At 59.1% G+C, this 25,772-nt stretch carries 22 protein-coding genes and 2 pseudogenes; 15 read left to right on the plus strand and 9 right to left on the minus strand.

Going from position 1 to position 25,772, the window contains the following annotated elements; all coding sequences use genetic code 11:
• Positions 1-174: 174 nt before the first annotated feature.
• Positions 175-1,080, plus strand: coding sequence for a LysR family transcriptional regulator (locus tag RHM58_RS22790; protein WP_201256466.1), 906 nt, complete (start codon positions 175-177; stop codon positions 1,078-1,080).
• A 119-nt stretch (positions 1,081-1,199) separates the two neighbouring features.
• A pseudogene (locus RHM58_RS22795) lies at positions 1,200-1,995 on the plus strand (class II aldolase/adducin family protein).
• A 127-nt stretch (positions 1,996-2,122) separates the two neighbouring features.
• Here the strand turns inward: RHM58_RS22795 and RHM58_RS22800 are convergent.
• Positions 2,123-3,070 carry a Dyp-type peroxidase gene (locus RHM58_RS22800; protein WP_322268267.1) on the minus strand — a complete coding sequence of 316 codons (948 nt, stop codon included), beginning with the start codon at positions 3,068-3,070 and terminating at the stop codon, positions 2,123-2,125.
• Between the two features lie 249 nt (positions 3,071-3,319).
• Positions 3,320-4,408 (minus strand): LLM class flavin-dependent oxidoreductase, encoded by a 1,089-nt coding sequence (locus RHM58_RS22805; RefSeq protein WP_201256469.1) that lies wholly within the window; start codon positions 4,406-4,408, stop codon positions 3,320-3,322.
• Positions 4,409-4,770: 362 nt separating this feature from the next.
• On the opposite strand from RHM58_RS22805, the gene RHM58_RS22810 reads away from it, so the two are divergent.
• From RHM58_RS22810 to RHM58_RS22860, 11 genes are all read left to right on the plus strand, one after another.
• Positions 4,771-5,643, plus strand: coding sequence for an ABC transporter permease (locus RHM58_RS22810; protein WP_201256470.1), 873 nt, complete (start codon positions 4,771-4,773; stop codon positions 5,641-5,643).
• 1 nt (position 5,644) lies between these two features.
• Positions 5,645-6,433, plus strand: a complete 789-nt coding sequence (locus RHM58_RS22815) for an ABC transporter ATP-binding protein (protein WP_201256471.1) — start codon at positions 5,645-5,647, stop codon at positions 6,431-6,433.
• On the plus strand, positions 6,426-7,442 hold the full coding sequence (locus tag RHM58_RS22820; RefSeq protein WP_201256472.1) for an ABC transporter substrate-binding protein: 1,017 nt from the start codon (positions 6,426-6,428) through the stop codon (positions 7,440-7,442). The genes RHM58_RS22815 and RHM58_RS22820 overlap by 8 nt, the downstream gene beginning before the upstream one ends.
• A gap of 193 nt (positions 7,443-7,635) precedes the next feature.
• Positions 7,636-8,673 (plus strand): isopenicillin N synthase family dioxygenase, encoded by a 1,038-nt coding sequence (locus RHM58_RS22825; RefSeq protein WP_322268268.1) that lies wholly within the window; start codon positions 7,636-7,638, stop codon positions 8,671-8,673.
• A 20-nt stretch (positions 8,674-8,693) separates the two neighbouring features.
• Positions 8,694-9,518 (plus strand): MetQ/NlpA family ABC transporter substrate-binding protein, encoded by an 825-nt coding sequence (locus RHM58_RS22830; protein WP_201202806.1) that lies wholly within the window; start codon positions 8,694-8,696, stop codon positions 9,516-9,518.
• Positions 9,515-10,486 carry a methionine ABC transporter ATP-binding protein gene (locus RHM58_RS22835; protein WP_322268269.1) on the plus strand — a complete coding sequence of 324 codons (972 nt, stop codon included), beginning with the start codon at positions 9,515-9,517 and terminating at the stop codon, positions 10,484-10,486. The genes RHM58_RS22830 and RHM58_RS22835 overlap by 4 nt, the downstream gene beginning before the upstream one ends.
• Positions 10,483-11,154, plus strand: a complete 672-nt coding sequence (locus RHM58_RS22840) for a methionine ABC transporter permease (RefSeq protein ID WP_369125120.1) — start codon at positions 10,483-10,485, stop codon at positions 11,152-11,154. Before RHM58_RS22835 ends, RHM58_RS22840 begins: the two co-directional genes overlap by 4 nt.
• Positions 11,151-12,707 (plus strand): sugar ABC transporter ATP-binding protein, encoded by a 1,557-nt coding sequence (locus tag RHM58_RS22845; RefSeq protein WP_201256094.1) that lies wholly within the window; start codon positions 11,151-11,153, stop codon positions 12,705-12,707. Before RHM58_RS22840 ends, RHM58_RS22845 begins: the two co-directional genes overlap by 4 nt.
• Entirely contained in the window at positions 12,700-13,725 is a 1,026-nt protein-coding gene (locus RHM58_RS22850) for an ABC transporter permease (protein WP_201202824.1), read from the plus strand. Before RHM58_RS22845 ends, RHM58_RS22850 begins: the two co-directional genes overlap by 8 nt.
• Before the next feature lie 30 nt (positions 13,726-13,755).
• On the plus strand, positions 13,756-14,811 hold the full coding sequence (locus RHM58_RS22855) for a substrate-binding domain-containing protein (RefSeq protein ID WP_322268270.1): 1,056 nt from the start codon (positions 13,756-13,758) through the stop codon (positions 14,809-14,811).
• Between the two features lie 441 nt (positions 14,812-15,252).
• Positions 15,253-17,640 carry a TonB-dependent receptor plug domain-containing protein gene (locus tag RHM58_RS22860; protein WP_322268271.1) on the plus strand — a complete coding sequence of 796 codons (2,388 nt, stop codon included), beginning with the start codon at positions 15,253-15,255 and terminating at the stop codon, positions 17,638-17,640.
• Positions 17,641-17,681: 41 nt separating this feature from the next.
• Here the strand turns inward: RHM58_RS22860 and RHM58_RS22865 are convergent, their stop codons facing one another.
• The gene (locus RHM58_RS22865) at positions 17,682-18,143 is read right to left on the minus strand and encodes a DUF3574 domain-containing protein (RefSeq protein WP_201256092.1); all 462 of its coding nucleotides are present in this window, start codon (positions 18,141-18,143) and stop codon (positions 17,682-17,684) included.
• 393 nt (positions 18,144-18,536) lie between these two features.
• On the opposite strand from RHM58_RS22865, the gene RHM58_RS22870 reads away from it, so the two are divergent.
• Positions 18,537-19,046, plus strand: a complete 510-nt coding sequence (locus RHM58_RS22870) for a hypothetical protein (protein WP_322268272.1) — start codon at positions 18,537-18,539, stop codon at positions 19,044-19,046.
• A 194-nt stretch (positions 19,047-19,240) separates the two neighbouring features.
• On the opposite strand, the gene RHM58_RS22875 is transcribed toward RHM58_RS22870, so the two are convergent.
• The 4 genes from RHM58_RS22875 to RHM58_RS22895 form a co-directional block, all read right to left on the minus strand.
• On the minus strand, positions 19,241-19,831 hold the full coding sequence (locus RHM58_RS22875; protein WP_201256096.1) for a helix-turn-helix domain-containing protein: 591 nt from the start codon (positions 19,829-19,831) through the stop codon (positions 19,241-19,243).
• Positions 19,832-19,884: 53 nt separating this feature from the next.
• Complete coding sequence (locus tag RHM58_RS22880; RefSeq protein ID WP_201256090.1) at positions 19,885-20,046, minus strand: hypothetical protein; 162 nt, start codon at positions 20,044-20,046, stop codon at positions 19,885-19,887.
• A gap of 311 nt (positions 20,047-20,357) precedes the next feature.
• A complete protein-coding gene (locus tag RHM58_RS22890) occupies positions 20,358-21,728 on the minus strand; it encodes an LLM class flavin-dependent oxidoreductase (protein ID WP_201256089.1) in 1,371 nt (456 codons plus the stop codon).
• A gap of 339 nt (positions 21,729-22,067) precedes the next feature.
• Entirely contained in the window at positions 22,068-23,021 is a 954-nt protein-coding gene (locus tag RHM58_RS22895; protein WP_201256088.1) for an aliphatic sulfonate ABC transporter substrate-binding protein, read from the minus strand.
• A gap of 226 nt (positions 23,022-23,247) precedes the next feature.
• Between RHM58_RS22895 and RHM58_RS22900 the strand changes: the two genes are divergently transcribed.
• Positions 23,248-23,463, plus strand: coding sequence for a TOBE domain-containing protein (locus tag RHM58_RS22900; protein ID WP_034150404.1), 216 nt, complete (start codon positions 23,248-23,250; stop codon positions 23,461-23,463).
• 147 nt (positions 23,464-23,610) lie between these two features.
• Here the strand turns inward: RHM58_RS22900 and RHM58_RS22905 are convergent, their stop codons facing one another.
• Together RHM58_RS22905 and RHM58_RS22910 are read right to left on the minus strand one after the other, a co-directional pair.
• Entirely contained in the window at positions 23,611-24,243 is a 633-nt protein-coding gene (locus RHM58_RS22905) for a response regulator (protein ID WP_201256087.1), read from the minus strand.
• Positions 24,244-24,282: 39 nt separating this feature from the next.
• Positions 24,283-25,638: pseudogene (locus tag RHM58_RS22910) on the minus strand (cache domain-containing protein).
• Between the last annotated feature and the right edge of the window lie 134 nt (positions 25,639-25,772).

Consider the following 25,772-nt stretch of genomic DNA (forward strand, 5'->3'; position numbering starts at 1 on the left):
TATTAATATGCTAGCTTTTAATGATTAGGTTATAGCTGAAAGGAATTTAGAACCCGATTGAATAGCGTTAGACGTTATCGATAGAGACGCTGAAGCGCTTCGGGCTATCCAGATTCCAACAATCGAACTATGCTTTTCAGACATCTTATTGACTGTTCTCTATGTGCGGGCCAAATGAAAATTGATGATATCGATGCCTTCGTCGAGGTGATTCGTTGCCAGTCCATCAGCCATGCGGCGGAGTCGTTGCAGCTGACTCAGCCGGCCATTACGCGGCGCGTGCAAAACTTTGAGCAGGCGTTGGGCGTGGAGTTGTTCGACCGCAACACCAAGCCGCTCAAGCCCACTTTGATCGGAACTCGAGTGTATGAACAGTGCCGTTTGATCCTGCGGGAGATGGACGCGCTGCGCGAACTCGTTGCCACCGACGCGCCGCCCACCGGGCTACTGCGCCTGGGCGTCCCGCAAACCATTGGTGATGTGGTGCTGCTCGATGCGCTCAAGCATTTGCGCGTCGAGTATCCGGAATTGCGCGCCCAAGTGGCGACGGGCTGGGGCAGTCAATTGGTCGGCAAGATCGAACGTGGTGAACTCGACGCGGCGGCTGCGCTGTTCCCGGCGGGCAAGATTTTCCCGGACAACATCGTTGGTGAGTCCATTGGCAAGATGGAACTGGTGGTGGTCTGCGCCAAGGCGCAAGTGCCTAAGCGTGCGTGCAAACTGGCCGACGTTTACCAGAGCGGCTGGATTCTGAATCCCGACGGCTGTGGCTTCCGCGCCGGGTTGCAACGCACCCTGTCAGATCAGGGGCTGGCGTTGCGCGTCAACCTGGAGACCTTTGGTACCGAATTGCAGTTGGGCCTGGTGGCCGACGGCCTCGGTCTCGGGCTGGTACCGCGTCCGTTGCTGGAACGCAGTGCGCATTTCGAGCAGTTGGCGGTGGTGCCGCTCAAGGATTTCAAACCAGTGATGGACCTGTGGCTGATCTACCCGCGCTTCCTCGGCAACCTGCAAGGGCCGGTCGATGCCTTTGGCAAACTGGTTGCCGGCTCGCTGCAGAAGATCAAGAGTGCGGCATGACGGGTGCTTGAAGACATAAAAAAAATAATAATTAGCTTAGATTAAAATGTGCTTTTTATTATTTTTTGGCTTGCCATAGGCTGACTGGAGATCCTTAAGGCCATCCAGGAAGTTTTGCCATGAGCAGCGTCAGCCCGTTATCCAGCGTCTCGAAAAACGTCCGCCAGCGCGTCACCCCCGAAGAATGGGAAGTGCGGGTCAAACTGGCGGCGGCTTATCGGTTGGCTGCCTTGTTCAAGTGGACCGATCACATCTACACGCACTTTTCCGCACGGGTACCGGGGCCGGAGGAACATTTCCTGATCAACGCCTTCGGGCTGTTGTTCGATGAAATCAGCGCCTCCAGACCTGGTCAAGGTCGACATCGATGGCACCATCGTCGACGACCCGACCGGCCTGGGCATCAACTACGCCGGTTATGTGATTCACAGCGCTATTCACGGCGCGCGTCCCGACCTGCAAGCCGTCCTGCATACCCACACCCGCGACGGCATCGCGGTCTCGGCGCAGCGCGACGGGCTGTTGCCGATCTCCCAGCATTCCATCGGTTTTTCCGGGCGCGTGGCTTATCACGGTTACGAAGGCATCGCCCTGGACCTGGACGAGCGTGAGCGACTGGTGGCGGATCTGGGGGACAAAAGTGTGTTGATCCTGCGTAACCACGGGCTGTTGACGGCGGGTGTCAGCGTCGAACACGCGTTCCAGCAACTGCACGGTCTGGAGCGTGCCTGCAACATTCAGATCGCCGCGCAGGCTGGCGGCAATGCCGAGTTGATCTTTCCGCCGGCCGAGGTGGTGGCCAAGGTCGAGAAGCAGGCTGAGGTGTTCAAAAGTGGTGATGGGCCGGGTGTGGCGCGGCATTGGAATGCTTTGATTCGGCAGTTGGAGCGTAGTGATACGGCCTATAAAGAGTGACACGACACACCACAACCCCTGTGGGAGCGGGCTTGCTCGCGAAGGTGGCGGGTCAGTAAACACAATCGCTGAATGACACACCGCCTTCGCGAGCAAGCCCGCTCCCACAGGTTATGCGCCTTAACTGTTAAGGCGCGCGATCCGCCAACTCTTCAAGCAAGTCCGCCGAAGGCACAAAGAACAAACCGCCCGTCACCGCCGTGCTGAAATCCAGCAAACGGTCATAGTTGCCGGCGGGGCGGCCGACAAACATGTTCTCAAGCATCAGCTCAATGGGCTCTGGCGAACGGGCATAGCCGATAAAGTAAGTGCCGAATTCCCCAGCGCCTGGCCGGCCGAACGGCATGTTGTCGCGCAGGATTTTCACTTCCTGGCCGTCCTTGGTGATGGTCGTCAACGCGCTGTGTGAATTGGTCGGTTTGACCGAATCGCCGAGTTCGATATCGGACAGTTTCGTACGTCCGATAATGCGTTCCTGAGCTTCGACGGATAACGCGTTCCACGCGCTCATCTTGTGCAGGTACTTCTGCACCAGCACATAACTGCCACCAGCAAACTCGGAATCTTCATCACTGATGATGGTGAACTCGGCCATGTGCCGATCATCCGGATTCTCCGTGCCGTCGACAAAACCGATGATGCTGCGCATGTCGAAATAGCGGAAACCCTGGACCTCATCGACCACCGACACTGCATCGCCTAGGGCTGAAAGCAGCTGTGTGGCCAGCTCAAAACACAGGTCCATCTGGTCCGCACGTATGTGCAGCAAAATGTCCCCTGGCGTAGCCGGCGCATGACGACCCTCCTCGCCGAATTCGCGAAAGGCGTGCAGTGCAGCCGGGCGCGGGCCGCCAAACAAAGTGTCCCAGGCACTGGAACCAAAACCGCAGACACAGGACAAGTAACCGGTAGGCACGCGTTTGCCGACGGAGCGGGTGAGGGCGGCGATATCGCCGCACCAGCCTCGGACTTTTTCAGCGGCATCGTTGCCGGGGGCCAATGTGGCCACGATGAAAATCGCGCTTCTAGTGATTGGCGCGCAGACGGCTTGAGGATCAGGCGTTTGATTGGTCATGGGTGTGAACGCTTTCTTCGATGCGAAGTGCAAAGACAGTAGCAGATTCCACCCTCAGGGGATCAAGCCCGCCGCTCGATAAGACTCGGCGATTTGTGAGCGACACAAAACCACTGTGGGAGCGGGCTTGCTCGCGAAGGGGTCATCACATTCAACATCATCGTTGAATGTCACACCGCTTTCGCGAGCAAGCCCGCTCCCACCGGGGATCAGTATTGAGCTTTTCTGTTTGCGCGGGATCGCTTCTGATCAGGCGACTTTTTCCGCCGCTTGCCGCTCCCGTTCAGCCACCAGTTGACGAGTCAACGGGATCAGGCGCTTGCCATAATCGATGGCGTCGTTAAGCGGATCAAAGCCACGGATCAGGAACGTGGTAATGCCCAGGTCGTAGTAATCGAGCAACGCTTCGGCCACCTGTTCCGGGGTGCCGACCAGCGAGGTCGAATTACCCTGCGCACCCAGCAGACCCGCAATGCCGGTCCACAGCCGTTTGTCCAGCCGCGAGCCCTGGGCGGCGGCCGCCAGCAAGCGTCGGGAACCTTCATTAGGCGGTTCGCGGCGGACAAATCCATTCTGTTCGGCCAGGGCAGTGGCCTGTTGCAGGATGCGCTCGGCCCGTTCCCAGGCTTGCGCTTCGGTGTCTGCCAGGATCGGGCGCAACGACAGGCTGAAGCGAATGCTGCGCCCATGCTTCGCTGCTTCGGCGCGCACCTGATTCACCACTTCACGCACCTGTTCGTAGGTTTCACCCCACAGCGCATAAACGTCCGCATGCTTGCCGGCCACCGCAATGGCCGCCGCTGACGAGCCGCCGAAATACAGCGGAATGTGCGGCTGTTGCGGTGATTTCACCGAAGAGTACGCGCCATCGACCTGGTAGTACTTGCCGTCATAGTCGAAGGGCTTTTCGCTGGTCCATTCCTGACGCAAAACATCGAGGTATTCATCGGTGCGGGCATAGCGCTCGTCCTTGCCGATGTAGCTGCCGTCGGCGCGCAGTTCGCGGTCATCGCCGCCGGTGATGATGTGCACGGCGGTGCGTCCGCCATTGAATACATCGAGGGTGGTGAACTGGCGTGCCGCCAACGTTGGCGCGGCGAAACCCGGTCGATGGGCAATCAGGAACTTCAGCTTTTTCGTCACGCTGGCAGCATGGGAGGCAATCAGCGTGCTGTCTGGACTGTTGGAGTGGAAGGCCACCAGGGCACGGTCAAAACCGGCTTCCTCATGGGCGCGGGCGACGGTTTCCACATAGTCAGGCTGCAACACCGGACCGCTGCGAGGCTGGATTTCGGAAGATTGGTGGCCGCCGATGTAACCGATAAATTCGATGCTCATGCTGAGTTCCTTGTCGTTGGATAGGCGTGATTCAAGCCTCCACCTGGCAGGGGGTCGGTCCGTGGTGTCGAAAATAGGCGCAGCGGGGCAGGGTTGTGAAATGCCGTTTTGTTCTAAGTTAATTATTAATTAAATGAATCATAATAAATTATAAATATCAGAAATGCGCATTTTGATCCGCGCCAGGGATGCAGGCGGCGAATGGCACGGGCTGAGGGCTTTAATTATGCAAATAATTTATCTGGATTATTTTCTATCTGATTTTTAATCATATTAGGTTATTCCCAAAAAGAATTTCACTGAGGTTTTTTATGCGAATAGCATGAATCCGAAGCCATGTTCTTGATGAGGAAGGAAGCCTGATGACCGAAAAGACATTCGACACGCAGAGCGCCAGCAACTCGCTTTACGTCGATAAGGCTGTTGATAGCCAAGGCGCGTCACGGCTGATACCTGACTGGCTGAGGAACTGGCGAACCCCGGAAGTCTTTCTGCGCTTGCTCAGCCCGATCGCGCTGCTGCTGTTGTGGGAACTGGCTTCGCAGCTCGGCTGGATCCCGCAACGGATCATCGCCGCGCCCTCGCAAATCGGCGGCACGCTCTGGGCGATGATTGTGTCTGGCGAGTTGGGCAAGCATTTGCTGGTGTCACTCCAGCGGGCGCTGCTGGGCTTGAGCATCGGGGTCAGCATCGGCGTGGTGGCGGCGCTGATCACTGGCCTGTCGAAGCGCGGCGAGGTGATCCTCGATTCGCCGATGCAGATGCTGCGTACCATTCCTTCGCTGGCGCTGGTGCCACTGTTCATTCTCTGGTTCGGCATCGGCGAGTTCACCAAAATTGCATTGATTGTCACCGGCACCACCTTCCCGGTGTACCTGAACCTGTTCTCCGGCATTCGCAACATCGACCCCAAACTGATCGAGGCCGCCAACACCCTGGGCCTGAATCGTCGCGAGTTGATCTGGCACGTCATCCTGCCGGGCTCCTTGCCTTCGTTTTTTGTCGGCTTGCGCTATTCCCTGGGGATTTCCTGGCTGGCCCTGGTGTTTGTCGAACAGATCAACACCACCGCCGGCATCGGTTTTCTGGCCAGCGATGCGCGGGACTTCATGCGCACTGACGTGATCGTCATCTGCTTGCTGATTTACAGCGTCCTCGGTTTGGTGATCGACGGCTTGATCCGCACGCTGGAGCGATTTGCCCTGGCCTGGCGCCCATCTTTTGTGAGGAACTGACATGTCGACTATCGCGGCAAAAAACCTGCATTCAGACGCTCCGGTACAACTGCGCAACGTGGTGCGCCAGTTCGGTCAACAACGAGTCATCGATGGCCTGGACCTGGACATCGCACCCGGCGAGTTCGTCGCACTGCTCGGGGCCAGCGGTTCCGGCAAAACCACGTTGCTGCGCAGCCTCGCCGGGCTCGACAGTATCGACAGCGGCCAATTGCGAGTGCCCAAGGCCCGGGCGGCGGTATTTCAAGAGCCACGCCTGATGCCATGGAAACGCGCCTGGAAAAACGTGATCCTTGGCCTGCGCGTCCCGGACGCCAAGGCCCGTGCGGTGCAGGCCCTGACTGAAGTCGGGTTGGCTCATCGACTGGAAGCCTACCCGGCGACACTCTCCGGCGGTGAAGCGCAACGTGTCGCACTGGCCCGAGGCCTGGTGCGCGAGCCGAAGCTGTTGCTGCTCGACGAGCCGTTTGCCGCCCTCGATGCGCTGACCCGGATCAAGATGCATCGGCTGATCATCGAGTTATGGCGCAAACACACGCCGGCGGTGCTGCTGGTGACCCACGACGTCGACGAAGCAATCCTGCTGGCCGACCGGGTCATCGTGCTGGCCAACGGCAAGATTGCCGAGCAACTGACTATCGATTTGCCGCGCGCCCGAGACTCCGGACAGGAGGGTTTTCAAGCGATCCGTGCACGACTGCTGAGCCTGTTGGGTGTTGAAGTGGAAACCGCTGCGGTGGCTGAGCGTCAGGCTACCCACAGCACGGTTCGGCGGTTTGCCCATGGTTAATCGACGTGTTTTGATCTCGGCGATGGCGTTGCTGTCAGGTGCCGCGTTGTTGCTCAGCGGCTGCGGTGACGCCATCGAGCCAAAAGCCCAATCGGACCTGTCCAGCGTCACGCTGATCCTCGGCGATCAAGCCAAGGGCTTGCGCACGGTGGTCGAGGCCGCCAACGCGCTGGAGGGCATTCCCTACAAGGTTCAGTGGGCGAACTTCCAGGGCGCCGCGCCGTTGTTCGAAGCCTTGCGCGCCGGGGCCGTCGATCTGGGGCCCGCCGGCGATACCCCGGTACTTGCTGCGGCCACCGGCGGCACGCCGTTGCGGATTGTCGCGGTACGGCGCAGCCAATCGAGAGGCATCGCCATCCTGGTCCCGGCGGATTCACCGATTCACAGCGTCGCTGATTTGAAAGGTCGCAACGTGGTGGTGTCGTCGGCCCGCGGCAGTATTTCCCAGTACTTACTGATTCGCGCGTTGGCCAATGCCGGGGTTGACGAGAAAGACGTCAACGTCGGATTCGTCCTGCCCACCGACGCGTTGGCGGCATTCAACGCCGGCAAGATCGAAGCCTGGGCCACGTTCGGGATCTATCAGGCATTTGCCGAGCAGCAGGGCGCGCGGGTGCTGATCAGCGGCGAAGGGATCAACACCGGGCTGACGTTCATTACGGCGTCCGATGAAGTGCTCACTGACCCACACAAACGCAAGGCCCTCAGCGACGTGTTGCAGCGTTTCGCCAAGGCTTTTGAATGGGCACGGCAAAACCCCGACGAGTATGCGCGGGTGTTCGCCAAAGCCAATGACGTTTCGCTTGAAGTCTCGCAGCGGCTGCGCAGTTGGGGTGATGAGTCGCTGTTGCCGGTTGAACCACGGGATGTTCAGGCGTTGCAGCAGGTCGATGATTTGTTCGTCGAGAAGAAGATCTTTCCCCATCGCGTCGACGTAGAGAAATTCACCGACGCCCAGGTGTTTTCCAACGAGTCGCTGGCCCTGAGTCGAACCACGTCTACCCAGTAAATTAACGCCGATTCACCTCGCCTGGCGGAACGCTCCTGTCTCTATGACAGGGGCGTTTTTGTGCTTCCAGAATGTGAAAACGCCACTCGAAGCGAACCTAAGCTAATGCGAAAAAGATATTTATTACTGGTTTTTAAGATCGTTTAGCTTGGATCCATTGCCAGATAAATATCGTTTCACCTGGGAGTGAACCATGCCGCAGCCCCTGGACATCACCACCTTACCGACCCTCGACCTGTCACTGCTCGACGGCACCCCGGCACAACGCCAGGGCTTTCTTGACGACCTGCGCCATGCCGCACGGGACGTGGGTTTTTTCTACCTGACCGGCCATGGCATCGACAGCGCTTTGTTGAGTCAAGTACAGGCTCACGCCCGCCAATTCTTTGCCCTGCCCGACAGCGAGAAAGCAGCGGTGGGCATGATCAATTCACCGCACTTTCGTGGCTACAACCGTGCCGCTTCAGAGATCACTCGCGGCAAGCCGGACTTGCGCGAACAGTTCGATCTGGGCGCCGAACGCGAGGTGTTGCCGCAGGCTGAAAACAGCCCGTACTGGGCGCGTCTGCAAGGCCCCAATCAATGGCCGGCCGCGCTACCGGCGCTCAAGCCGTTGCTGCTGGATTGGCAGCAAGCCATGACCCGCATGTCGCTGCGCCTGCTGCGCGCTTTCGCCCAGGCGTTGGCGTTGCCGCAAGACGCTTTCGACCGGTTGTACGGCGACAAGCCCAATGAGCACATCAAGTTGATGCGCTATCCGGGGCAGGCCGCAGACGCCAGCCATCAAGGTGTCGGGGCGCACAAGGATTCGGGTTTCCTGAGCTTCCTGCTGCAAGACCAGCAGGCCGGCCTGCAAGTCGAAATCGAGGAGGGGCGCTGGATCGATGCGCGGCCTCGGGACAACACCTTAGTGGTGAACATCGGCGAATTGCTGGAGTTGGCCACCAACGGTTACTTGCGTGCCACGGTGCATCGGGTGGTGTCGCCGGCCAAGGGCAACGAGCGTTTGTCGATTGCGTTCTTCCTCGGCGCGCAACTCGATGCCGTCGTGCCGCTTTACCCGTTGCCCACGGCGCTGCTGCGTGAAGCACGAGGTCCGGCCAGCGATCCGGACAATCCATTGTTTCGAGACGTCGGCTGGAATTATCTCAAGGGCCGGCTGCGTTCTCATCCCGATGTTGCCCAGCGTTTTTACGCCGACGCACTGATCCCCAAAGCACTGACTGCCTAACCTCATCAAGGACCAAGAACATGTTCAAGAAAACAGGATTGACCCTGGCTGTGCTGGGCGCTCTGGTGACATCTTTCAGTGCCCTGGCCCTTGAGCCGTTGCGCGTGGCAGCGGACCCGGTGCCCCACGCGCAGATTCTGGCGTACGTGCAAAAAATCGACCCGCAACTGAACCTCAAGATCATCGAGATCCCCAACGGCGTGAACTCCAACGAACTGCTGGTACATGGCGACGTCGATGCCAATTACTTCCAGCACTTGCCCTACCTGAAGTCACAGGAGCAGGCCCTCGGCGAAAAACTCGCGGTGGCCGCGACGGTGCATATCGAGCCGCTGGGTATTTACTCCCACAAACACAAAACTTTCGCGCAAGTCCCGCAAAACGGCACGGTGGCGGTTCCCAACAACGTCACCAACCTGAGTCGCGCGCTGTACCTGTTGCAGGACAACGGCTTGATCAAACTCAAGGCCGGCTTCAACGACCCGGCCACCGATCAGGCCACACCGAAGGACATCGCCGAGAACCCGAAACAGCTGAAGATCCTCGAAATCGAATCGCCGCAAATTCCCCGGGCCCTTGATGATGTGGACCTCGCGGTGATCAATGGCAACTACGCATTGGAAGCTGGTTTGGTCCCGGCCAAGGATGCGCTTGGGTTGGAAAAAGCCGAGCACAACCCCTACGCCAATATCCTGGTGACCACGCCAAAATTGCAGGACGACCCACGGATCAAGCAACTGGCCAAAGACCTGACGTCGCCTGAAGTGGCCAAGTTCATCACCGACAACTTCTCCGGTTCAGTGATTCCGGTGAGCCCTGTGACCGTAGCGGCCACTAAGCCATGATCGTCGTCGAGCAGTTGAGCAAAACCTATGCGCCAGGGCAGGCACCTGCCCTGGATCAGGTATCCCTGAGCATTCCCGATGGTGCGATCTACGGGATTCTGGGGCGCAGCGGTGCGGGTAAATCGACGCTGCTGCGGTGCCTCAATCTGCTCGAGCGGCCCAGTGCCGGGCGCATTCTGCTGGACGGCGAGGACCTGACAGCCTTGTCCGACATCGAACTGCGCCGGCAACGCCAGCGCATCGGCATGATCTTTCAGGGCTTCAACCTGCTGCACTCGCGCAACGTCTTCGACAACATCGCCGTGCCGCTGGAAATCGCCCGCGTAAGAAAAACACAGCGTCATGCGCGGGTCAGAGAACTGCTGGATCTGGTGGGCTTGAGTGATAAGGCTCAGGCGTTTCCTTCACAACTGTCCGGTGGGCAAAAACAACGGGTAGGCATCGCCCGGGCGTTGGCGGCACGACCGGCGTATCTGCTGTCGGACGAAGCCACCAGCGCCCTCGACCCGCAAACCACTGCCTCGATTCTTGAACTGCTGCGCGACATCAACCGCCAGTTGGGGCTGACTATCGTGCTGATCACCCATGAGCTGGAGGTGGTCAAGTCGATTTGTGATCACGCCGCTTCACTGGCTCACGGCCGATTGGTCGAGGCCGGGTCGATTGCACAACTGTTGGCTAACCCGGATTCCAGTCTCGGTCGCTCACTGCTGCCGGGATACAGCACACCGTTGGGCAACGATGCCCTGGACTTGAGCTTTTTCGACAACCTTTTGGCCACTCCTGTGCTCAATGAATTAAAGCAACAGGGCGTGGAACTGAACCTGCTCGCCAGTGGCGTCGAGTCTGTCGGCGGGCGCCAGGTCGGGCGTTTGCGCGTGGCATTCCGGCAGCCTGGCGATGAACTGAAACTGAACCAGGTCGTGGCGTTTCTCAAACAACGTGGCGTCAGGGTGGAGCGCTCATGAATCGCGTGATCGACTGGAACGAGATCTTCCAACTGGTGCTCACGGCCACCGGTGAAACCCTGTACATGGTCCTGCTGGCGGGGTTGTTTACCTTGCTGATCGGCTTGCCGCTGGGTGTGTTGCTGTTCATCAGTCGTAGCGATGGTCTGTTCCCAATGCCCCGGCTCAGCAAAGGCCTGGGAGGGCTGGTCAACCTTGGTCGCTCGCTGCCGTTTGTGGTGATGCTGATCGCCTTGATCCCGCTGACGCGATTGGTGGTCGGTACGACCCTGGGCAGCACCGCAGCGGTGGTGCCGATCACCATCGGCGCCTTTCCGTTCTTCGCCCGAATTGTCGAGAACGCCCTGGACGAAGTCGACAAGGGCCGCATCGAAGCGATCCTCGCCATGGGCGGTGATGTCTGGCATGTGATTTTCAAAGTGCTGTTGCCCGAAGCGCTGCCCGCGTTGTTGGCAGGCATCACCTTGACCCTGGTGATGCTGATTGGTTTTTCCTCCATGGCCGGGGTCATCGGTGGCGGTGGTCTGGGAGACTTGGCGATTCGCTACGGCTACCAGCGCTTCAACAATCAGGTGATGGTCGCCACTGTGGTGGTGCTGGTGATTCTGGTACAGAGCGTGCAAAGCCTCGGTGATCGGCTGGTGCGCTCCTTGGCACACCGACGATGAGTGCGCCTGTTTCCGTGGCACCCGAGCCGCTGATTCGTGTGCGTGAGCTGAGCAAAACCTTTGGCGCCAGCCGTGCGCTGGATCGGGTCAGCCTGGAGATTTACCCCGCCGAAGTGGTGGCGCTGCTGGGGGCCAACGGTGCGGGAAAATCGACCTTGGTAAAGATCCTCGCCGGCAGTCAATCCTCCGATGCCGGTGAGCTTTGGGTCGACGGCCAGCCACGGCATTTCACCTCGCCACTGTCGGCGCGCCGGGTCGGGATCGTCGCGGTGCACCAGCAAGTCAACGACGGCATCGCACCCGGATTGAGCGTGGCGGAAAACCTCTTGCTCGATGAACTCTGCCAGCCCGGCGCGGACTTTTGGCTGAATCGCAAGCGCCTGTTCGAGCGGGCCGCGAGCATCGCTGCCGGCCTCGGCCTGGAGCTGCCGCTGGAGCAACCGATCGAACGCCTCGGCCAGGCCGAACGGCAACTGGTGGTGCTGGCACGCGCGTTCGCCCTGCAGCCGCGTCTGCTGATTCTCGACGAGCCCACGGCCGCCTTGTCGGACGTCGAAGCCCAGCGCCTGTTCGGCTTGATCGACACGCTGCGCAGTCGTGGGGTGGCGATTTTGTACATTTCCCATCGTTTGTCCGACCTGAAGCGGGTGGCGGATCGCGCCATTGTCCTGCGCGATGGCCAACTGGTCGGCGAGTTCGGCGCCCGCCAGTTGCCCGAAGCGGTCGAGGCCATGCTCGGTCAGGCGCTTGATACTCACGTTTACGAACCGCGCACGGCTGGGCGGGAAGTCCTGACCCTGCGCGCCGCGAAAATCACACCGCATAAAAAGGCGTTCGATCTGACCCTGCACGAAGGCGAAGTGGTGGTGCTCACCGGATTACTGGGCGCCGGCAAAACCGAGATCGCCGAAGTGCTGTTCGGCCTGCGCGAACCGGCGGCTGGCACCCTGCAACTGGATGGCATCGACTGGCAACCCGAGTCGCCACGCCAGGCGATCCACAGCGGAGTGTTCTTTGCCGCCGAAGATCGCGCCAGCCAATCATTGATCGCAGATTTTTCCCTGCGTCGCACCCTGACCTTGCCGTTCCTCGAACGCTTCACCCGTGGCGGTTTCATCCGCAACCGGGCCGAGGCGGCAGCGGTCGAGGCACAGGTCGCGGCATTGGGGATCAAGACTGCCGGAATCGACGTGCCGATGAGTGCGTTGTCCGGCGGCAACCAGCAGAAGGTCGTACTGGGCCGCTGGTTGCTGGGGGACGGGCGGGTGTTGATTCTCGATGAACCGTTTCAGGGCGTGGACGTACGCGCCCGCCGCGAAATCGGCCAACTGCTGCGCGACAGTGCTGGCGGCCGCGCAACGCTGGTGATCTGTGCCGATGTCGACGAAGCCCTGGAAATTGCCGACCGGATTCTGCTGGTGCGCAATCACGCGGTGGTCGCCGAATACTCCCGCGCCGGGCTGAGCCGCGCCACGCTGGTGGCGGCGCTTGCTGGCGTCGAAGTCACTGTTCCAACTATTCATGCCACGCCAAGGAGTAGAGCGAGTGCCTGATTCAAGTTTGCTGTTATCAACCGCCCCGGCGCCCGCCGAGCATCTGCTGCAAGCGCTTATCCGCTATGGGTTGCTTTGGGTGCTGGCGCTGATCCTGGTGTTTTTCAGCTTCGCGGAGCCGGCATTTCTGCGGGTCGGTAACCTGTTCAGCATCTTGCAGTCGGTATCGATTGTCGCGTTGTTGGCCTTGGGCGTGACCCTGACCATGGCCGTCGGCGGCCTCGATTTGTCGATTGGCGCGGTGGCGGCGATGAGTTTGATGATCGCCAGTTACGTCATGGTGGTGCTCGGTTGGGGCGCTGTGCCGGCGGTGCTGATCAGCCTGGCGGGCGGGGCGGCGGTGGGGCTGCTCAACGGCTGGCTGATTGTGAAAATGCGGGTGCCGGACATCCTCGCTACCCTCGGCAGCATGTTTCTGGTGATCGGTGTGCAACTGATCCCAACCGGCGGGCGCTCGATTGCGGTGGGCATGACCCTGCCCAATGGCGATGAGGCCGAAGGCACGTTCAGTGCGCTGTTTCTGGCCCTCGGCCGCGGTCGGTTGTGGGACACCGTGCCGATCCCGGTGCTGATCACCGCTGTGGTCGCGTTGATGGTCTGGCTGTTCCTGGAGCGCACGCGCATTGGTCGTTTGTTCTACGCCATCGGTGGCAACGAGCAGGCGGCACGCCTGGCCGGTGCGCCGGTGCAGCGTTTCAAACTGCTGGCGTACGTGCTTTCAGCCTTGCTCGCGTCATTGGGCGGGTTGCTGCTGGCGGCACGTTTGGGCCGTGGCGATGTTAGCTCGGGTAATGGCCTGGTGCTCGATGCCCTTGGGGCCGCGTTGATCGGTTTTGCCGTGCTCGGGGCGAAGAAACCCAATGCGTTCGGCACGTTGATTGGTGCGTTGTTGGTGGCCACGCTGCTGAACGGCCTGACCATGCTCAACGCGCCTTATTACGCTCAGGATTTCGTCAAGGGACTGGTGCTGGTGCTGGCCCTGATGTTCACCTTCGGCCTCGCGCATCGGGCGCGTTGAGCTGCTTTTAATGTCTCGCAAGGAAGATGTATGCACGGATCATTCAAGGGTTTTGTTCGTCACTGCCTCGCTGGCGCCGTGCTCACGGCACTGGCGCTGAATGCCCAGGCCAAGGCGCTGCCGGGGGCGCCGGCACCATTCGACAAGGGCAATGTGCAAATCGCGTTGGTGGGCTATCTGTTTTCCGGGGATTTCACCGAAGCCTATTTGCGTGGCGTCGAGAAACAGACCGAAGCCCTCGGTGCAACGTTGCGGGTGTTCGATGCCCGGCAGCAGGCGGCGAGTCAGCGGGAGATGATCGATCAGGCCATCGACCTCGGCGTCGACGGCATCATCGTTCAGCTCGGTCTGGCGGAAACCCTCAAAGGCCCGATTGACCGGGCCATCGCCAAGGGCATCAAGGTCGTCGCATTCGACGTCGATCTGAACACCCCGCAGGTCACTCAGGTCGAGCAGGATCACCATGCGTTGGCTCGTCTGGCGCTTGATCAGGCGCTCAAGGACAACGGCACGCGCTTCGATGCCGGTTACGTCTACATCAGTGGTTTCACCCCGATGGAGCGGCGCGATGAGATCTGGAGTCAGGTCAAAGCGGCGAACCCGGGGATCATCGAGAAGGCGCGTTTCGGCACGTTGAATCCGCCGATTGCCAACTCGGTCGCCGATCAGGCCAGCGCCGTGTTGCGCGCCAATCCAGGCATCAGCGTGATCTTCGCGCCGTTCGACGAATTCGCCAAAGGCGCAAAAATCGCCGTGGACGAAGCCGGTCTTGGCAAGAAAGTGAAAATCTACAGCGCCGATATTTCCACTGCTGATATCCAGATCATGAAAGAGCCGGACAGTGCCTGGGCGGCTACCGCTGCAGTCAACCCGCAAGTGGCCGGGGCGATCAGCGTGCGGAGCCTGGCGATGCTGATTGCCGGGGAGAATCCGGGGCATAAAGTGTTGGTGCCGCCGACGCTGATTACCCGTCAGCAACTGGTGGATCTGGACGTGAAAAACGTCCGTGATTTGGCGCAGAAACTGCCGGCGTTTGGCGACACCGCCAATGTGGCGCGCGCGGCGTGGATTCCTTCCGCGGACTAAAGGCAGGCATATAACTAATGTGGGAGCGGGCTTGCTCGCGAAGAGGGAGTGTCAGTCGATATCAATGTTGCCTGACACACCGCTTTCGCGAGCAAGCCCGCTCCCACATTGACTGTGTTTGGTTTGATATAAGTGTTTGAAAGTTGAAGTGGTTAGTTGATGTTAGTTGTTGCCCACTAAACACCCCTGTTGCCCAGCCAACAGTCCGTTCGTCCGATATAACCTAAGTAGTATTGGTTCTTTTCCAAAGATAACCGCCTCGTCTAGCATCGCCTCTCAAGTATTTGTATCAACTTGGAGACGTTCGCGCTTTAAACCTGTTCTACAGCCTTCGCTGCCTTCCGGATTATTAAAACTACAGCAGACATTGCCGTGCACTTGTTGCCGACTTTTTTATGGTCGGCAGGGCCGGGTATTAGCTGCGATAAAAGGAGCTGTTCCATGTATCACCGTTCTCGTTCATTACTCGCCGCTGCTGTAGTCACAGCAATCACACAACTTCCCGCGCAGGCTGAAGAAACTTCCGCCCGTGTCGACGACGACACACGGTTGGGTACCGTGCTGGTCACCGGCACCCGCGGAACTGCCCGCACGGTGCTGGATTCGCCGGTGCCGGTGGACGTGCTGACCGCCGAGGACCTCAAGTCGGCCGGTGCCAGCGGCGGCGAACTCGGTCAGGCGTTGCAGACGTTGCTGCCGTCATTCAGTTTTCCGCGTCAATCCAACTCCGGCGGCGCTGACCATGTGCGGGCGGCGCAGTTACGTGGCATGAGCCCCGATCAGGTGCTGGTGCTGGTCAACGGCAAGCGCCAGCACACCTCGGCGCTGGTCAATGACTCGTCGAAGATCGGCCGCGGCACGGCGCCGGTGGACTTCAACTCGATTCCCATCAGCGCGATCAAACGCATCGAGGTGCTGCGTGACGGTGCCGGTGCACAATACGGTTCCGATGCGATTGCCGGGGTGATCAATATCATTCTCGACGACGCCCCGGAGGGTGGCGAAATCTCCACCACTTACGGCGCCTACCACACCCATCAGGATGCCATCGGCAGGACCACCACCGACGGCCAGAACAGCATGACCACCGCCAAGGTCGGCACGCGCCTTGGCGAGGAGGGCGGGTTCATTCGCGGCGGCACTGAGTACAAGGATCGCGACCCGACCAACCGTGCCGGTTTCGATGGCTTCGCCGATACGCCGGGCCAGCGCAACTACGTCATGGGCGACGGCATCGCGCGGGACGTCAATGCCTGGTTCAACTCCGAATTGCCCCTGGCCGGTGGCAAGGCGTACTCGTTCGGCACCTACAACCAGCGCCACACCACCGGCGCCGAGTTCTACCGCTACCCATCCGAGCAGCCGCAGTTCTACCCCAACGGGTTTCTGCCGCAGTCCCTCGGCGACAATCAGGACCTGTCCGCCACTGCCGGTTTCAAGGGCCTGATTGGCGATAACTGGGACTTCGACAGCAGCGTCACCCACGGCCGCAACCACTTTGATTCGGCCACTCGACGCACCCTCAACGTGACCTTGGGCGCTGATTCGCCGACGCGTTTTGACACGGGTGAATACGAACTGCGCCAGACCACCGCCAACCTCGATTTCACCCGCGAGCTGCGCCTGGCCGAGCGTTCGTTCGTGCTGGCCGTGGGCAGTGAATATCGCTACGAAAACTACCTGACCTACGCTGGCGACGAAGCCTCGTACATCGGCACCGGGGCCGACGGCGCCAACGGTTTGCGCCCGAGCGAAGAGGTGAATCTGGATCGCAATGTATTCGGCACGTATGCCGAGTTGTCCGGCGATCTGACTGACCGCTTTTTCGTCGACGCCGCCACGCGCTGGGAGCATTACGACGACGCCGGCAGCAAACTTACCGGCAAGCTCAGTGGCCGTTATCGCCTCACCGATCAATGGGCGCTGCGTGGTGCAGTCTCGAACAACTTCCGCGCGCCGTCCCTGGCACAGGTCGGCTTTCAGAGCACTACCAGTAACTTCGGAACGGGCGGCACACTCACGGACATTCGCGTGCTTTCCGTCAACGACCCGATTGCCCGCGCCCTCGGAGCCCAGAAGCTCGACCCGGAAACCTCGAAGAACTTCAGCCTCGGCCTGACTGCGCAACTGAGTGAACGCTTTGATGCGTCCCTCGACGTGTTCCGCATCGACGTCAAGGATCGGGTGACCCTGTCCCAGCGCATCGGCAGTGATGCCCTGGAGCAGTACATCAACGACAACTTTGGTGTGGCCGGTGTGCACGACGTGAACTTCTTCACCAACGCCGCCGACACCCGCACCGACGGCGCCGAACTGGTGCTCAACTACCATCAGCCGTTGTACGAAGGGCTGCTGGGGTTGACCACGGCCTACACCTACAACCACACCAAAGTCACTAACACCAAGGGCACACCTTCGCAGCTCACCGCGCTGGGCATTGGCAGCGACGCGCTGGTGGGGGTGGAGGAGCGCAACACCCTGACCGACGCAGCACCCAAGGATCGCTTCATGATTTCCGCGAATTGGGCCAGTCAGCATTGGGGCCTGCTCGGGCGTCTGACGCGGCAGGGCGAGACCACGCGGGTCTTTGATTTCGGCGACTCCCAGCCGGAGCAAACCTATGGCGCGGTCTGGCAGCTGGATGCCGAGGTGCAATACAAATTCACGCCAAAATTCGACATTGCCGTGGGCGGCAACAACCTGACCGACAACTACCCGGAGCGCTCCAAGTCGGAAATCAACTACGGCGGCAACCTGCCGTATGACGTGCTGTCGCCGATCGGTACCAACGGCGCCTACTACTACGCTCGCGCCACCTACGGCTTCTAAACGAAACCGCCACCCGGTAAGGGTGGCGGTTGATTGGTTGGTTAGAACGACACCTCGGCCGGTTGCGACAGCCGCAGCACCGACAAATCCCCGGTAATCCGCTTCCAGGCCAGGCGAATCGCTTCGATGTCCTTGCCATGTTTCGCGTCGTTCTCGTGAAGAATCACGATGACTTTGGTGCCCAGGCGCTCCGGCTCCTTGGCGCCGTGGTCACGCCACTGGCCGTAGGCGTCGAGTACGCTGAAGCCGTCCGGAAAGCGCGGCGTGACTTCCTGATCGAGAAACTCGCGCCAGCGCGCGGGGCTGATCACTCCTTCCTTGCCCTCCAATGGTCCCACCGAGAAATACAGCTCGGTGCGCAGCCATTGCGCCTGCGCCGGGCGCGAGGCATCGCCTTGCAATGTCGAACTGGCGGGGTCTTTTGTATGAACCGAAACGGCAGGCGGGCTGGCACAACCAGCCACCGCCAGGAACAGTGCAGCCAGTAAAAGGCGTTGATGCATGGAACGTCCTTATTTAGCGAGTTGGAGAGCGTTGCCATTATAGGGGCGGCGCTTAATAGCTAGAAAAGATTAAAAAGTGATCCTGGATTGAACTTAAGTAATAAGCGAGAGCATGAAAAAAGTGGGGGCTGTTTAGAACGATTATTTCTTTCAGTTATTTATATAGCTGTCAGTCGAATATCTATCGCCGATGAAACGGCGTCACTGCTTTTAAAGTGTCTGCAATAACAATCAATAGGATGCTACAGCAGTCATAACTGATCGGTGCGCTGCACTAAGTCGGTTCTGGCGCCCATTTTTGCTGCTGGATCAGCCTCTTGTCGACCCTGCGCCAATCCTTAGAATCCACTCCATCAGCTCCGTCTTACTCTTAAATATTCAGGGAACACCATCATGATGAATGCCATGCAGATGCAAATGCCGATGAACGCCAACATGCCAATGATGCCGATGATGGGCATGCCGATGATGATGGCGACCATGAGCTGCGAAATGATGGACGACGGCATGATGTGCAAAATGATGCCGGCCGCTGGCATGGACATGGCGATGTTCAAGAACAGCACTGAAATGATGCAGATGATGATGAACTGCGGCATGCCGATGATGATGCATTGCGGCAACATGAGCATGATGTGCATGTCCCAGGCGGCCATGACCATGCCGATGATGAACATGATGATGCCAATGCCGATGATGGGCATGCCGATGCCATCGATGAAGTGCGTGATGGAATGCACCATGATGGCGGACGGCATGATGTGCAAAATCATGCCAATGGCCGGCATGAACATGGACATGATGAAAAACTGCTGCGCCCTGACGATGAAGATGATGAACGACTGCAGCATGCCGATGATGATGAGCTGCAACGGCATGCCGCTGATGTGCTGCACCTGCTGATCCCGGGCCGCACAAAAAAGCCCCCGCAGCCATAGGCCTCGGGGGCTTTTTCATTCCAGCAAACACCACAAATCTCCTGCGAAAATGAAATCCCTGTGGGAGCGGGCTTGCTCGCGAAAGCGGTGTGTCAGGCACAACAATGTTGACTGACACTCCCTCTTCGCGAGCAAGCCCGCTCCCACATTGATTGTCGATTAGTCCAGGCGTTCGGGGTAGGTGACCACCAGATAAGCGACGGCTTCACTGTCGGCCGGGTTGCGATAGCGGTGAGGCTGGTCGGCGTAGAACAGAATCGAATCACCGGTCGAAAGTAGGTAACGTTCATCGTTGACGCTGATTTCCAGCACACCCTGGGACACCACCAGGTTCTCCTGAACCCCAGGGCCATGCCCCTCGGAAACGTCTTCACCCAACGGACTCAAGCGCAGTTCGTAAAACTCCGATTGGCGGGCCACGTCGAACGGAAACAGCGCTCGGCTGACAAAGGCACCGCTGGCACTGACCAGGCGTTTGCTCTGGCTCGCCGACAACACGGCGACACCTTCAAAGGCCCGATGCTCAAGAAATGCGGCCACTGACACCTTCAAGCCCTTGGCGATTTTGCACAGCACTTTGATCGACGGCACGCTACGCCCGGACTCGATCTGCGCCAGCATCGCCCGGCTCACACCGCACTGGCGGGCGAGGGCATCGAGGGACAAATGTCGCTTGCCGCGCAGGCGTTGCAGGTTCTGCGCGACGCGATCACAGGTCGGGTCTTCTTCCAGTGATTCCAGGTTATTCAAATCCAGCACGGGTTCGTCGGCGCTCGCCAGAAAGCGCGAGGGTTGCTGCACGTTCACGCGTGACGCGTCTCGGAAGCCTTGGCCGCTTGCACCCACTGAAAGGCCTGCAAACCGGCGTTACATGCGTACATTTCCCACATGGCCCGTGCCCGTTGCTGAGCCTGTTTGCGTTTGCGGTAGCTGGCGAAGTCGATGAGGTTGTCAGTCGGATTCATAGGGCACTTCACTGTGGTGATGAATGACGGGATGAGCTGACAATACGCGGATATTTTTATAACGATAAATACTGATTTTGTATTTATTAATTCTTTTTGGTTCTTATAAGTCTTGCCACGGGGCGCAGGAGCAGAACATCAACATCGCGCCGGATTACGCGCAGTACGCCTTCGTGCTGGAGAACGGCCGGAGGGATGAAGGTTCGGCGGCCGAGTTGGCTGCTTGGGAGGACTTGCGCACTTACTATCAGGGGGCTGTGGGGTAGGGCATCTGCCTGGCGCCTGTCCTTGCGGGCAGGCGCCATGGCTGATCAATAGCGGAACGAGGCGCCGTAAGCCGAGTCCGGCAGATGGCTGGTGCCGTCCGCTCGCAACCTTGATCGCAGGGTGCCGCGCTGCGGTTCGGTGCGATACAAACCGCGCTTTTGCAGCTCGGGGATGATCAGTTCGACAAAGTCTTCCAGGCTGCCGGGACTGAGCAGCGGATTGAGCATGTAGCCGCTGGTGCCGCTGATGCGCGCGTGTTCTTCAATGCGGTCCGCCACCTGTTGCGGATTGCCCACCAGGATCAGATCACTGCCACGGGTGACGTTGGCGAAACGCTGTTTGACGTCGCCCGCGGTCAAGGGCTTGCCGCTGCCATCGGGACGCATCACGTAGGAGGTCATGCCTTCGGTGTGAGTGGACAGCGCGTCACTGTCGGCGTAGCGGCTGATGTCGATTCCGGTATCGCCGGCATAACTGACCAGTTGCGCCTGCAAGTGGTAGTTGCTTTGCAGTTCGTCATATTTGCGTTGGGCTTCGATCTCGGTCTTGGCGGTGACGATCCGCAGCACCGTCAGTGATTTCACATCCTCTGCCTGCCGACCGCGGGCCCTGGCCTGGGTCCAGATGTCTTCCAGGCCCTGGCGGATTTCCTGGGGGTTGGATTTGGCGACGAAAATCAGTTCAGCGTGCTTGGCCGCGAACTCGCGACCACGGCCCGACCACCCGGCCTGGATCAGCAGCGGCGTGCGTTGCGGCGAGGGCGCGGTCAGGTGTGGTCCGGCCACCCGGTAATGTTCGCCGACGTGGTTGATCGGGCGTACCCGGTCGCCTCGTGCGTAGAGCTGGCGTGCCTTGTCTGCTACCACTGCGTCGTCGGCCCAGCTGCCTTCCCAGAGCTTGTAGACCACATCGAGGAATTCTTCGGCGCGTTCATAACGGTCGTCGTGCTTGATCATTTGCTCCAGGCCGAAGTTGCGCGCGGCGCTGGTCAGGTAGGAGGTGACGATGTTCCAGCCGATCCGGCCGTTGGTCAGGTGATCCAGGGTGCTGAAGCGTCGGGCATGGGTAAACGGGTGTTCGTAGCTGGTGGTGACGGTGACGCCGAAGGCCAGGTTTTCCGTGACGGCGGCGAGTGCCGGGATGATCATCAGCGGATCGTTGGCCGGTGCTTCCACGGCCCATTTCATCGCCGCATCGGCGTTGCCGCCAAACACATCGTAGAAGCCCAGCACATCACCGAAAAACAACATGTCGAGGTGAGCCTGATCGGCAATGCGTGCCAGGTTCGACCAGTAACCCAGTGAGTTGATGGCCAGGCGTTCGTCAGCCGGGTGAGTCCAGAGGCTTGGGGCGCCACCGCAACCCACACTGGCTTGCTCGTAGAGGGCGAACAACAGAGGTGTTGGATCAGACATTGTGCTTCCTGAATGAAATTAAGACCGCGCCGACGTATTTGGCGGCGCGCAGTCTTGACCAAGGCGTTGCTGCAACGCCGTGGCACTGGAGAGTTTTTGGGGAGGGTCGCCAGGTGGCGTGGCCTGATCTGGATCGGCATCGCTGACCGGGGGGTGAACCTTGGATGCCAGAGTGCGTATATATTTAAACGCACTATAAAAGTGCGCTGTACGGCTTTTATGGAATAACTGGCTTGCTTTGCGCTATATCAACGCGCTGGCCGAAAGGGCCCTGAGATTCAGAATCTTCGTTGACTGTTACGCCGCCATCGCGAGCAGGCTCATTTCTACATTGGAGTCCTAGGGTGTCCAGATGTCGACGTCTTTGGCATCGACTGCTCTGGGCAATAGTCCCTCGGCGAAAAATGCGTCGGCGATTTTTTGTTGTTCGCCTAGTTGATCAGCCTTTACCGGTTGCACCTGGTAACTGCGATGGGCATTCGCGGCCTCAACGGTTTCCACATCAAGGTTGCCCCACAACGGGCCGAGTACTTGTGCTGCATCACGGGGGTTGTGCTTTACCCAGTCGCCGGCCTTGTGCAGTTGCTCGTAAACCAGCTTCAGAATTTCAGGATGCGCCTTGGCGTAGGAGGTGCTGGTCAGGTAGTAGCGTTTGTAACTGGCCAGGCCAGAGCCGTCCGCCAGGGTGCGGGTCGGCAGTTGACGTTGCACGCCGGTGAGGAAGGGTTCCCAGGTGACCCAGGCGTCGACCTTGTTGTTCTCGAAGGCCGCCCGACCATCGGCCGGTGACAGGTACGCCGGCTCAATATCGGAAAATTTCAAACCAGCCTTGTTCAGGGCTGCGATCAGCAAATAGTGCGAACCTGCCGCTTTGGTCACCGCGACTTTCCTGCCTTTCAAATCCGCCAGTTGCTGCAACGGCGATTCCTTGCGCACGACGATTGCCTGGGCTGAAGGCGAGGGTGCTTCCTGGGCAAAGTAGGTCAGTTTGGCCTGGGCGGCCTGAGCGAAAATCGGCACGGTATCGGCCACGTCAGCGCTGATATCGACATTGCCGACATTCAACGCCTCCAGCAGCGGCAAGCCACTGGAAAACTCATGCCAGGTCACATCGATATTGTTTTCTGCGAGGGTCTTTTCCAGGGTGCCTTGGGTTTTCAGCAGGGTGATCAGAGTCGATGATTTCTGATAGCCGATCCGCACCGTTTCCCGGGCCTGGGCCGGTAGTACGAAGGACAAGGCGAGCGCAACAACCAGACTGGTAAGGACAGCGTTTTTGAGGGGCTTTGACATGGCGAACTCGACAGTTAGCAAAGGAGAAGGTGGCTATCTGTCATGAGCATAGGGTTCTAAGAATTATTCTTTAAATAATTTTTAGGTCTTAGCTTAAGGGTTTCGTATATTCAATTCAGGAATAAACAAATCGTTATTTATTCCTTTTGTCGTCCGCTGAACAGGTGCATTTTGAAGGCCTGCACCTCAGTGCGGTTTTGCCCCACATCAGACAGGAAGCCTCAACATGACTATCAAAGCGATCAACGTTCGTAACCAGTTCAAAGGCGTCATCAAGGAAATCCTGGAAGGCGAAGTGGTCTCGGAAATCGATGTGCAAACCGCCTCCGGAATCGTCACCTCGGTAATCACCACCCGCTCAGTGCGCGATCTGGAATTGAAGATTGGCAGCGAAGTGATTGCCTTCGTTAAATCCACGGAAGTGTCGATTGCCAAGCTCTGATTTGCTGTTGTGGCGAGGGAGCTTGCTCCCGCTTGAGTGCGCAGCACTCACAAAATCTTGGGGCCGCTGCGCAGCCCAGCGGGAGTAAACTCCCTCGCCACAGGCAAGTCCCCCTCACCACAAGGTTTCTTGTTTGACTCGAGATTTTCAGCGAGAAATCAACCCACGCTCAATCGCGTAGTTGAGCAACGCCGCCGGTTTGTCGATGTTCAGTTTGCGGCGGATGCTCAGGCGATGGGTTTCCACCGTGCGCACACTGATATCCAGTTCGCGGGCCATTTCCTTGTTGTTCAGCCCCAAGACCATTTTGCACAGCACCTGACTTTCTCGCGGAGTCAGTTCGTTATCCGTGGGCCGGTCAGCCGCCAGTTTCTGGGCGATTTCGGCGCTATAGAAGGTGCCCCCACTGGCAATCGCCTCGATAGCCGCAATGATTTCCCGTGAAGGGGAATTCTTCAGCACATAGCCGCTGGCACCCGAACGCACCGATTCGCTCACGTACTCATTGTTGTCGTACATGCTCAGTATCAGGATCTTGATCGACGGGTGTTCCTGGCGCAGTAGGCGGGTCAGCTCAAGACCGTTCATGTCCTTGAGGCCAATGTCCACCAACAGCAAGTCGGGCTGGGTCTGGCGGACCATTTCAACCGCGCTCGCACCACTGTCGGCTTCACCGACGATTTCCAGAAAGTCCACCACCGTCAGCAAGGCGCGAATGCCGTCGCGTACCAGTGAATGATCGTCGACCAGGGCGACGCGGATCGGGAAGGGCAGGCTCATCAGGTTATTTCTCTTATTGTTGTGTGACGGTGATCGGCTTCAGGTGGCCGTCACACTCATGGGCAGCAGAACGTTCAGCTCGCTTCGGCCCGGCGTTGAATGAAGGTCGAACCGGCCACCAAAATGCTCGACCCGTTCACGGATATTGCGCAGGCCGATGCCGGCGTTCAGGCGTTCGACTCGATTGACGTTAAAACCGATGCCGTCATCCACGACGATCAAGCGCAATGCCTGCGCCGATCCTTGCAGCGTGATCGACACCGTGCTGGCCTGGGCATGCCGTTCAATATTGGTCAGGCCTTCCTGGGCGATGCGGAACAGGGCCACGGCCGCGCCGTCTACCAGATCACAATCCACCAAGTCGCTTTCATAATTCACCTGCAAACCACTGCGCTGCTGGAACTCAGCGGCCAACTGCCCCATGGCGGCGGGCAGGCCCAGGGTGTCGAGCAGCGATGAGCGCAAGTCATGGGAGATGCTCCGAACCTCGCCAATGGCACTACCGAGGCGCTCGGTGGCTTCACGCAAAATATTCAGGCCATTGTCCCGACCGGCCTCGATCAGGTGGCTGGCCAACTCGAACTGAAACTTGATGGAAACCAGCAACTGACTGATGCCGTCATGCAGTTCGCGGGAGACCCGCGAGCGTTCTTCTTCCTGCAAGCTGACGATGCGCTGGTTGAGTCGCTGGAGCTTTTTGTCGGCCAGGCGATGTTCGCTGACGTTCAATGTCATGCCGCTGATAAACACCAGCAGCACGGCAATCAGCGCGACGGCGGCGATTGCCAGCATGGTGCCGTGGATACCTTGGGCGACTTCATCGCGGGCTTGCTGTGTGGCTTGCTCGATGTCTTCGAGGTAGATACCAGTGCCGAGCATCCAGCCCCAACGGTCCAGCATCACCACGTAGGCGAGCTTGTCGGTGACCGCGCCGGTCGAGGGTTTTTCCAGGCGTAACGTTGGAAACCGGCGCCGGATTCTGCGCTTTTCAGCAAGGCTTGAATCACCGGCAAACCGTGCGGGTCGGTCATGTTCCAAAGGTATTTGCCGACCAGCTCGGACTGCCGCGCGTGCATCAGGCTGCGACCCTGGCGGTCATAAACGAAGAAGTAACCGTCGATGCCGAAGCTGAGTTTGCGCAGTTCTTCGAGCACGCGCTGCTGTGCCGCTTCGTCACCCTTGCCATCGGCGATACAGCGGCTCGATCAGGCTCTTGGCCATTTCTACGTAGTTTTTCAACTCCGCGCGTTTACTGGCGAGGATGCTGTCTTCGATCAACTGCGCCTGCTGTTCGCCGAGCTGTCGATTCTGGACGATGACCAGCGCGCAAATAACCGCAATCGCCAGGATCAGCGGCAGGATACCGAGGGCAACAATTTTGTGTTTGAGCTGCATATCTACTCCTGTCCAGACCGGGCGACGGTGCGGCAGGGCCGTTGGCGGGTGTCGTGGTGGGGGCATGATAGTCCAAAAAGACCTTCACTTCGCCAGCGTAAAGAGCCGTCGGACTAATGGATAAAACCGATCTG

The sequence above is a fragment of the Pseudomonas sp. 10S4 genome (assembly GCF_034344865.1).
GTDB lineage: Bacteria > Pseudomonadota > Gammaproteobacteria > Pseudomonadales > Pseudomonadaceae > Aquipseudomonas.

What these genes read in the sequence shown, in the direction of transcription:
- RHM58_RS22890 (WP_201256089.1), bottom strand. Translation starts at nt 21,728, where the DNA reads ATGTCTGATCCAACACCTCTGTTGTTCGCCCTCTACGAGCAAGCCAGT.
- RHM58_RS22855 (WP_322268270.1), top strand. Translation starts at nt 13,756, where the DNA reads ATGCACGGATCATTCAAGGGTTTTGTTCGTCACTGCCTCGCTGGCGCC.
- RHM58_RS22820 (WP_201256472.1), top strand. Translation starts at nt 6,426, where the DNA reads ATGGTTAATCGACGTGTTTTGATCTCGGCGATGGCGTTGCTGTCAGGT.
- RHM58_RS22790 (WP_201256466.1), top strand. Translation starts at nt 175, where the DNA reads ATGAAAATTGATGATATCGATGCCTTCGTCGAGGTGATTCGTTGCCAG.
- RHM58_RS22870 (WP_322268272.1), top strand. Translation starts at nt 18,537, where the DNA reads ATGATGAATGCCATGCAGATGCAAATGCCGATGAACGCCAACATGCCA.
- RHM58_RS22905 (WP_201256087.1), bottom strand. Translation starts at nt 24,243, where the DNA reads ATGAGCCTGCCCTTCCCGATCCGCGTCGCCCTGGTCGACGATCATTCA.
- RHM58_RS22860 (WP_322268271.1), top strand. Translation starts at nt 15,253, where the DNA reads ATGTATCACCGTTCTCGTTCATTACTCGCCGCTGCTGTAGTCACAGCA.
- RHM58_RS22825 (WP_322268268.1), top strand. Translation starts at nt 7,636, where the DNA reads ATGCCGCAGCCCCTGGACATCACCACCTTACCGACCCTCGACCTGTCA.
- RHM58_RS22800 (WP_322268267.1), bottom strand. Translation starts at nt 3,070, where the DNA reads ATGACCAATCAAACGCCTGATCCTCAAGCCGTCTGCGCGCCAATCACT.
- RHM58_RS22900 (WP_034150404.1), top strand. Translation starts at nt 23,248, where the DNA reads ATGACTATCAAAGCGATCAACGTTCGTAACCAGTTCAAAGGCGTCATC.
- RHM58_RS22880 (WP_201256090.1), bottom strand. Translation starts at nt 20,046, where the DNA reads ATGAATCCGACTGACAACCTCATCGACTTCGCCAGCTACCGCAAACGC.
- RHM58_RS22805 (WP_201256469.1), bottom strand. Translation starts at nt 4,408, where the DNA reads ATGAGCATCGAATTTATCGGTTACATCGGCGGCCACCAATCTTCCGAA.
- RHM58_RS22865 (WP_201256092.1), bottom strand. Translation starts at nt 18,143, where the DNA reads ATGCATCAACGCCTTTTACTGGCTGCACTGTTCCTGGCGGTGGCTGGT.
- RHM58_RS22810 (WP_201256470.1), top strand. Translation starts at nt 4,771, where the DNA reads ATGACCGAAAAGACATTCGACACGCAGAGCGCCAGCAACTCGCTTTAC.
- RHM58_RS22815 (WP_201256471.1), top strand. Translation starts at nt 5,645, where the DNA reads ATGTCGACTATCGCGGCAAAAAACCTGCATTCAGACGCTCCGGTACAA.
- RHM58_RS22840 (WP_369125120.1), top strand. Translation starts at nt 10,483, where the DNA reads ATGAATCGCGTGATCGACTGGAACGAGATCTTCCAACTGGTGCTCACG.
- RHM58_RS22895 (WP_201256088.1), bottom strand. Translation starts at nt 23,021, where the DNA reads ATGTCAAAGCCCCTCAAAAACGCTGTCCTTACCAGTCTGGTTGTTGCG.
- RHM58_RS22835 (WP_322268269.1), top strand. Translation starts at nt 9,515, where the DNA reads ATGATCGTCGTCGAGCAGTTGAGCAAAACCTATGCGCCAGGGCAGGCA.
- RHM58_RS22830 (WP_201202806.1), top strand. Translation starts at nt 8,694, where the DNA reads ATGTTCAAGAAAACAGGATTGACCCTGGCTGTGCTGGGCGCTCTGGTG.
- RHM58_RS22845 (WP_201256094.1), top strand. Translation starts at nt 11,151, where the DNA reads ATGAGTGCGCCTGTTTCCGTGGCACCCGAGCCGCTGATTCGTGTGCGT.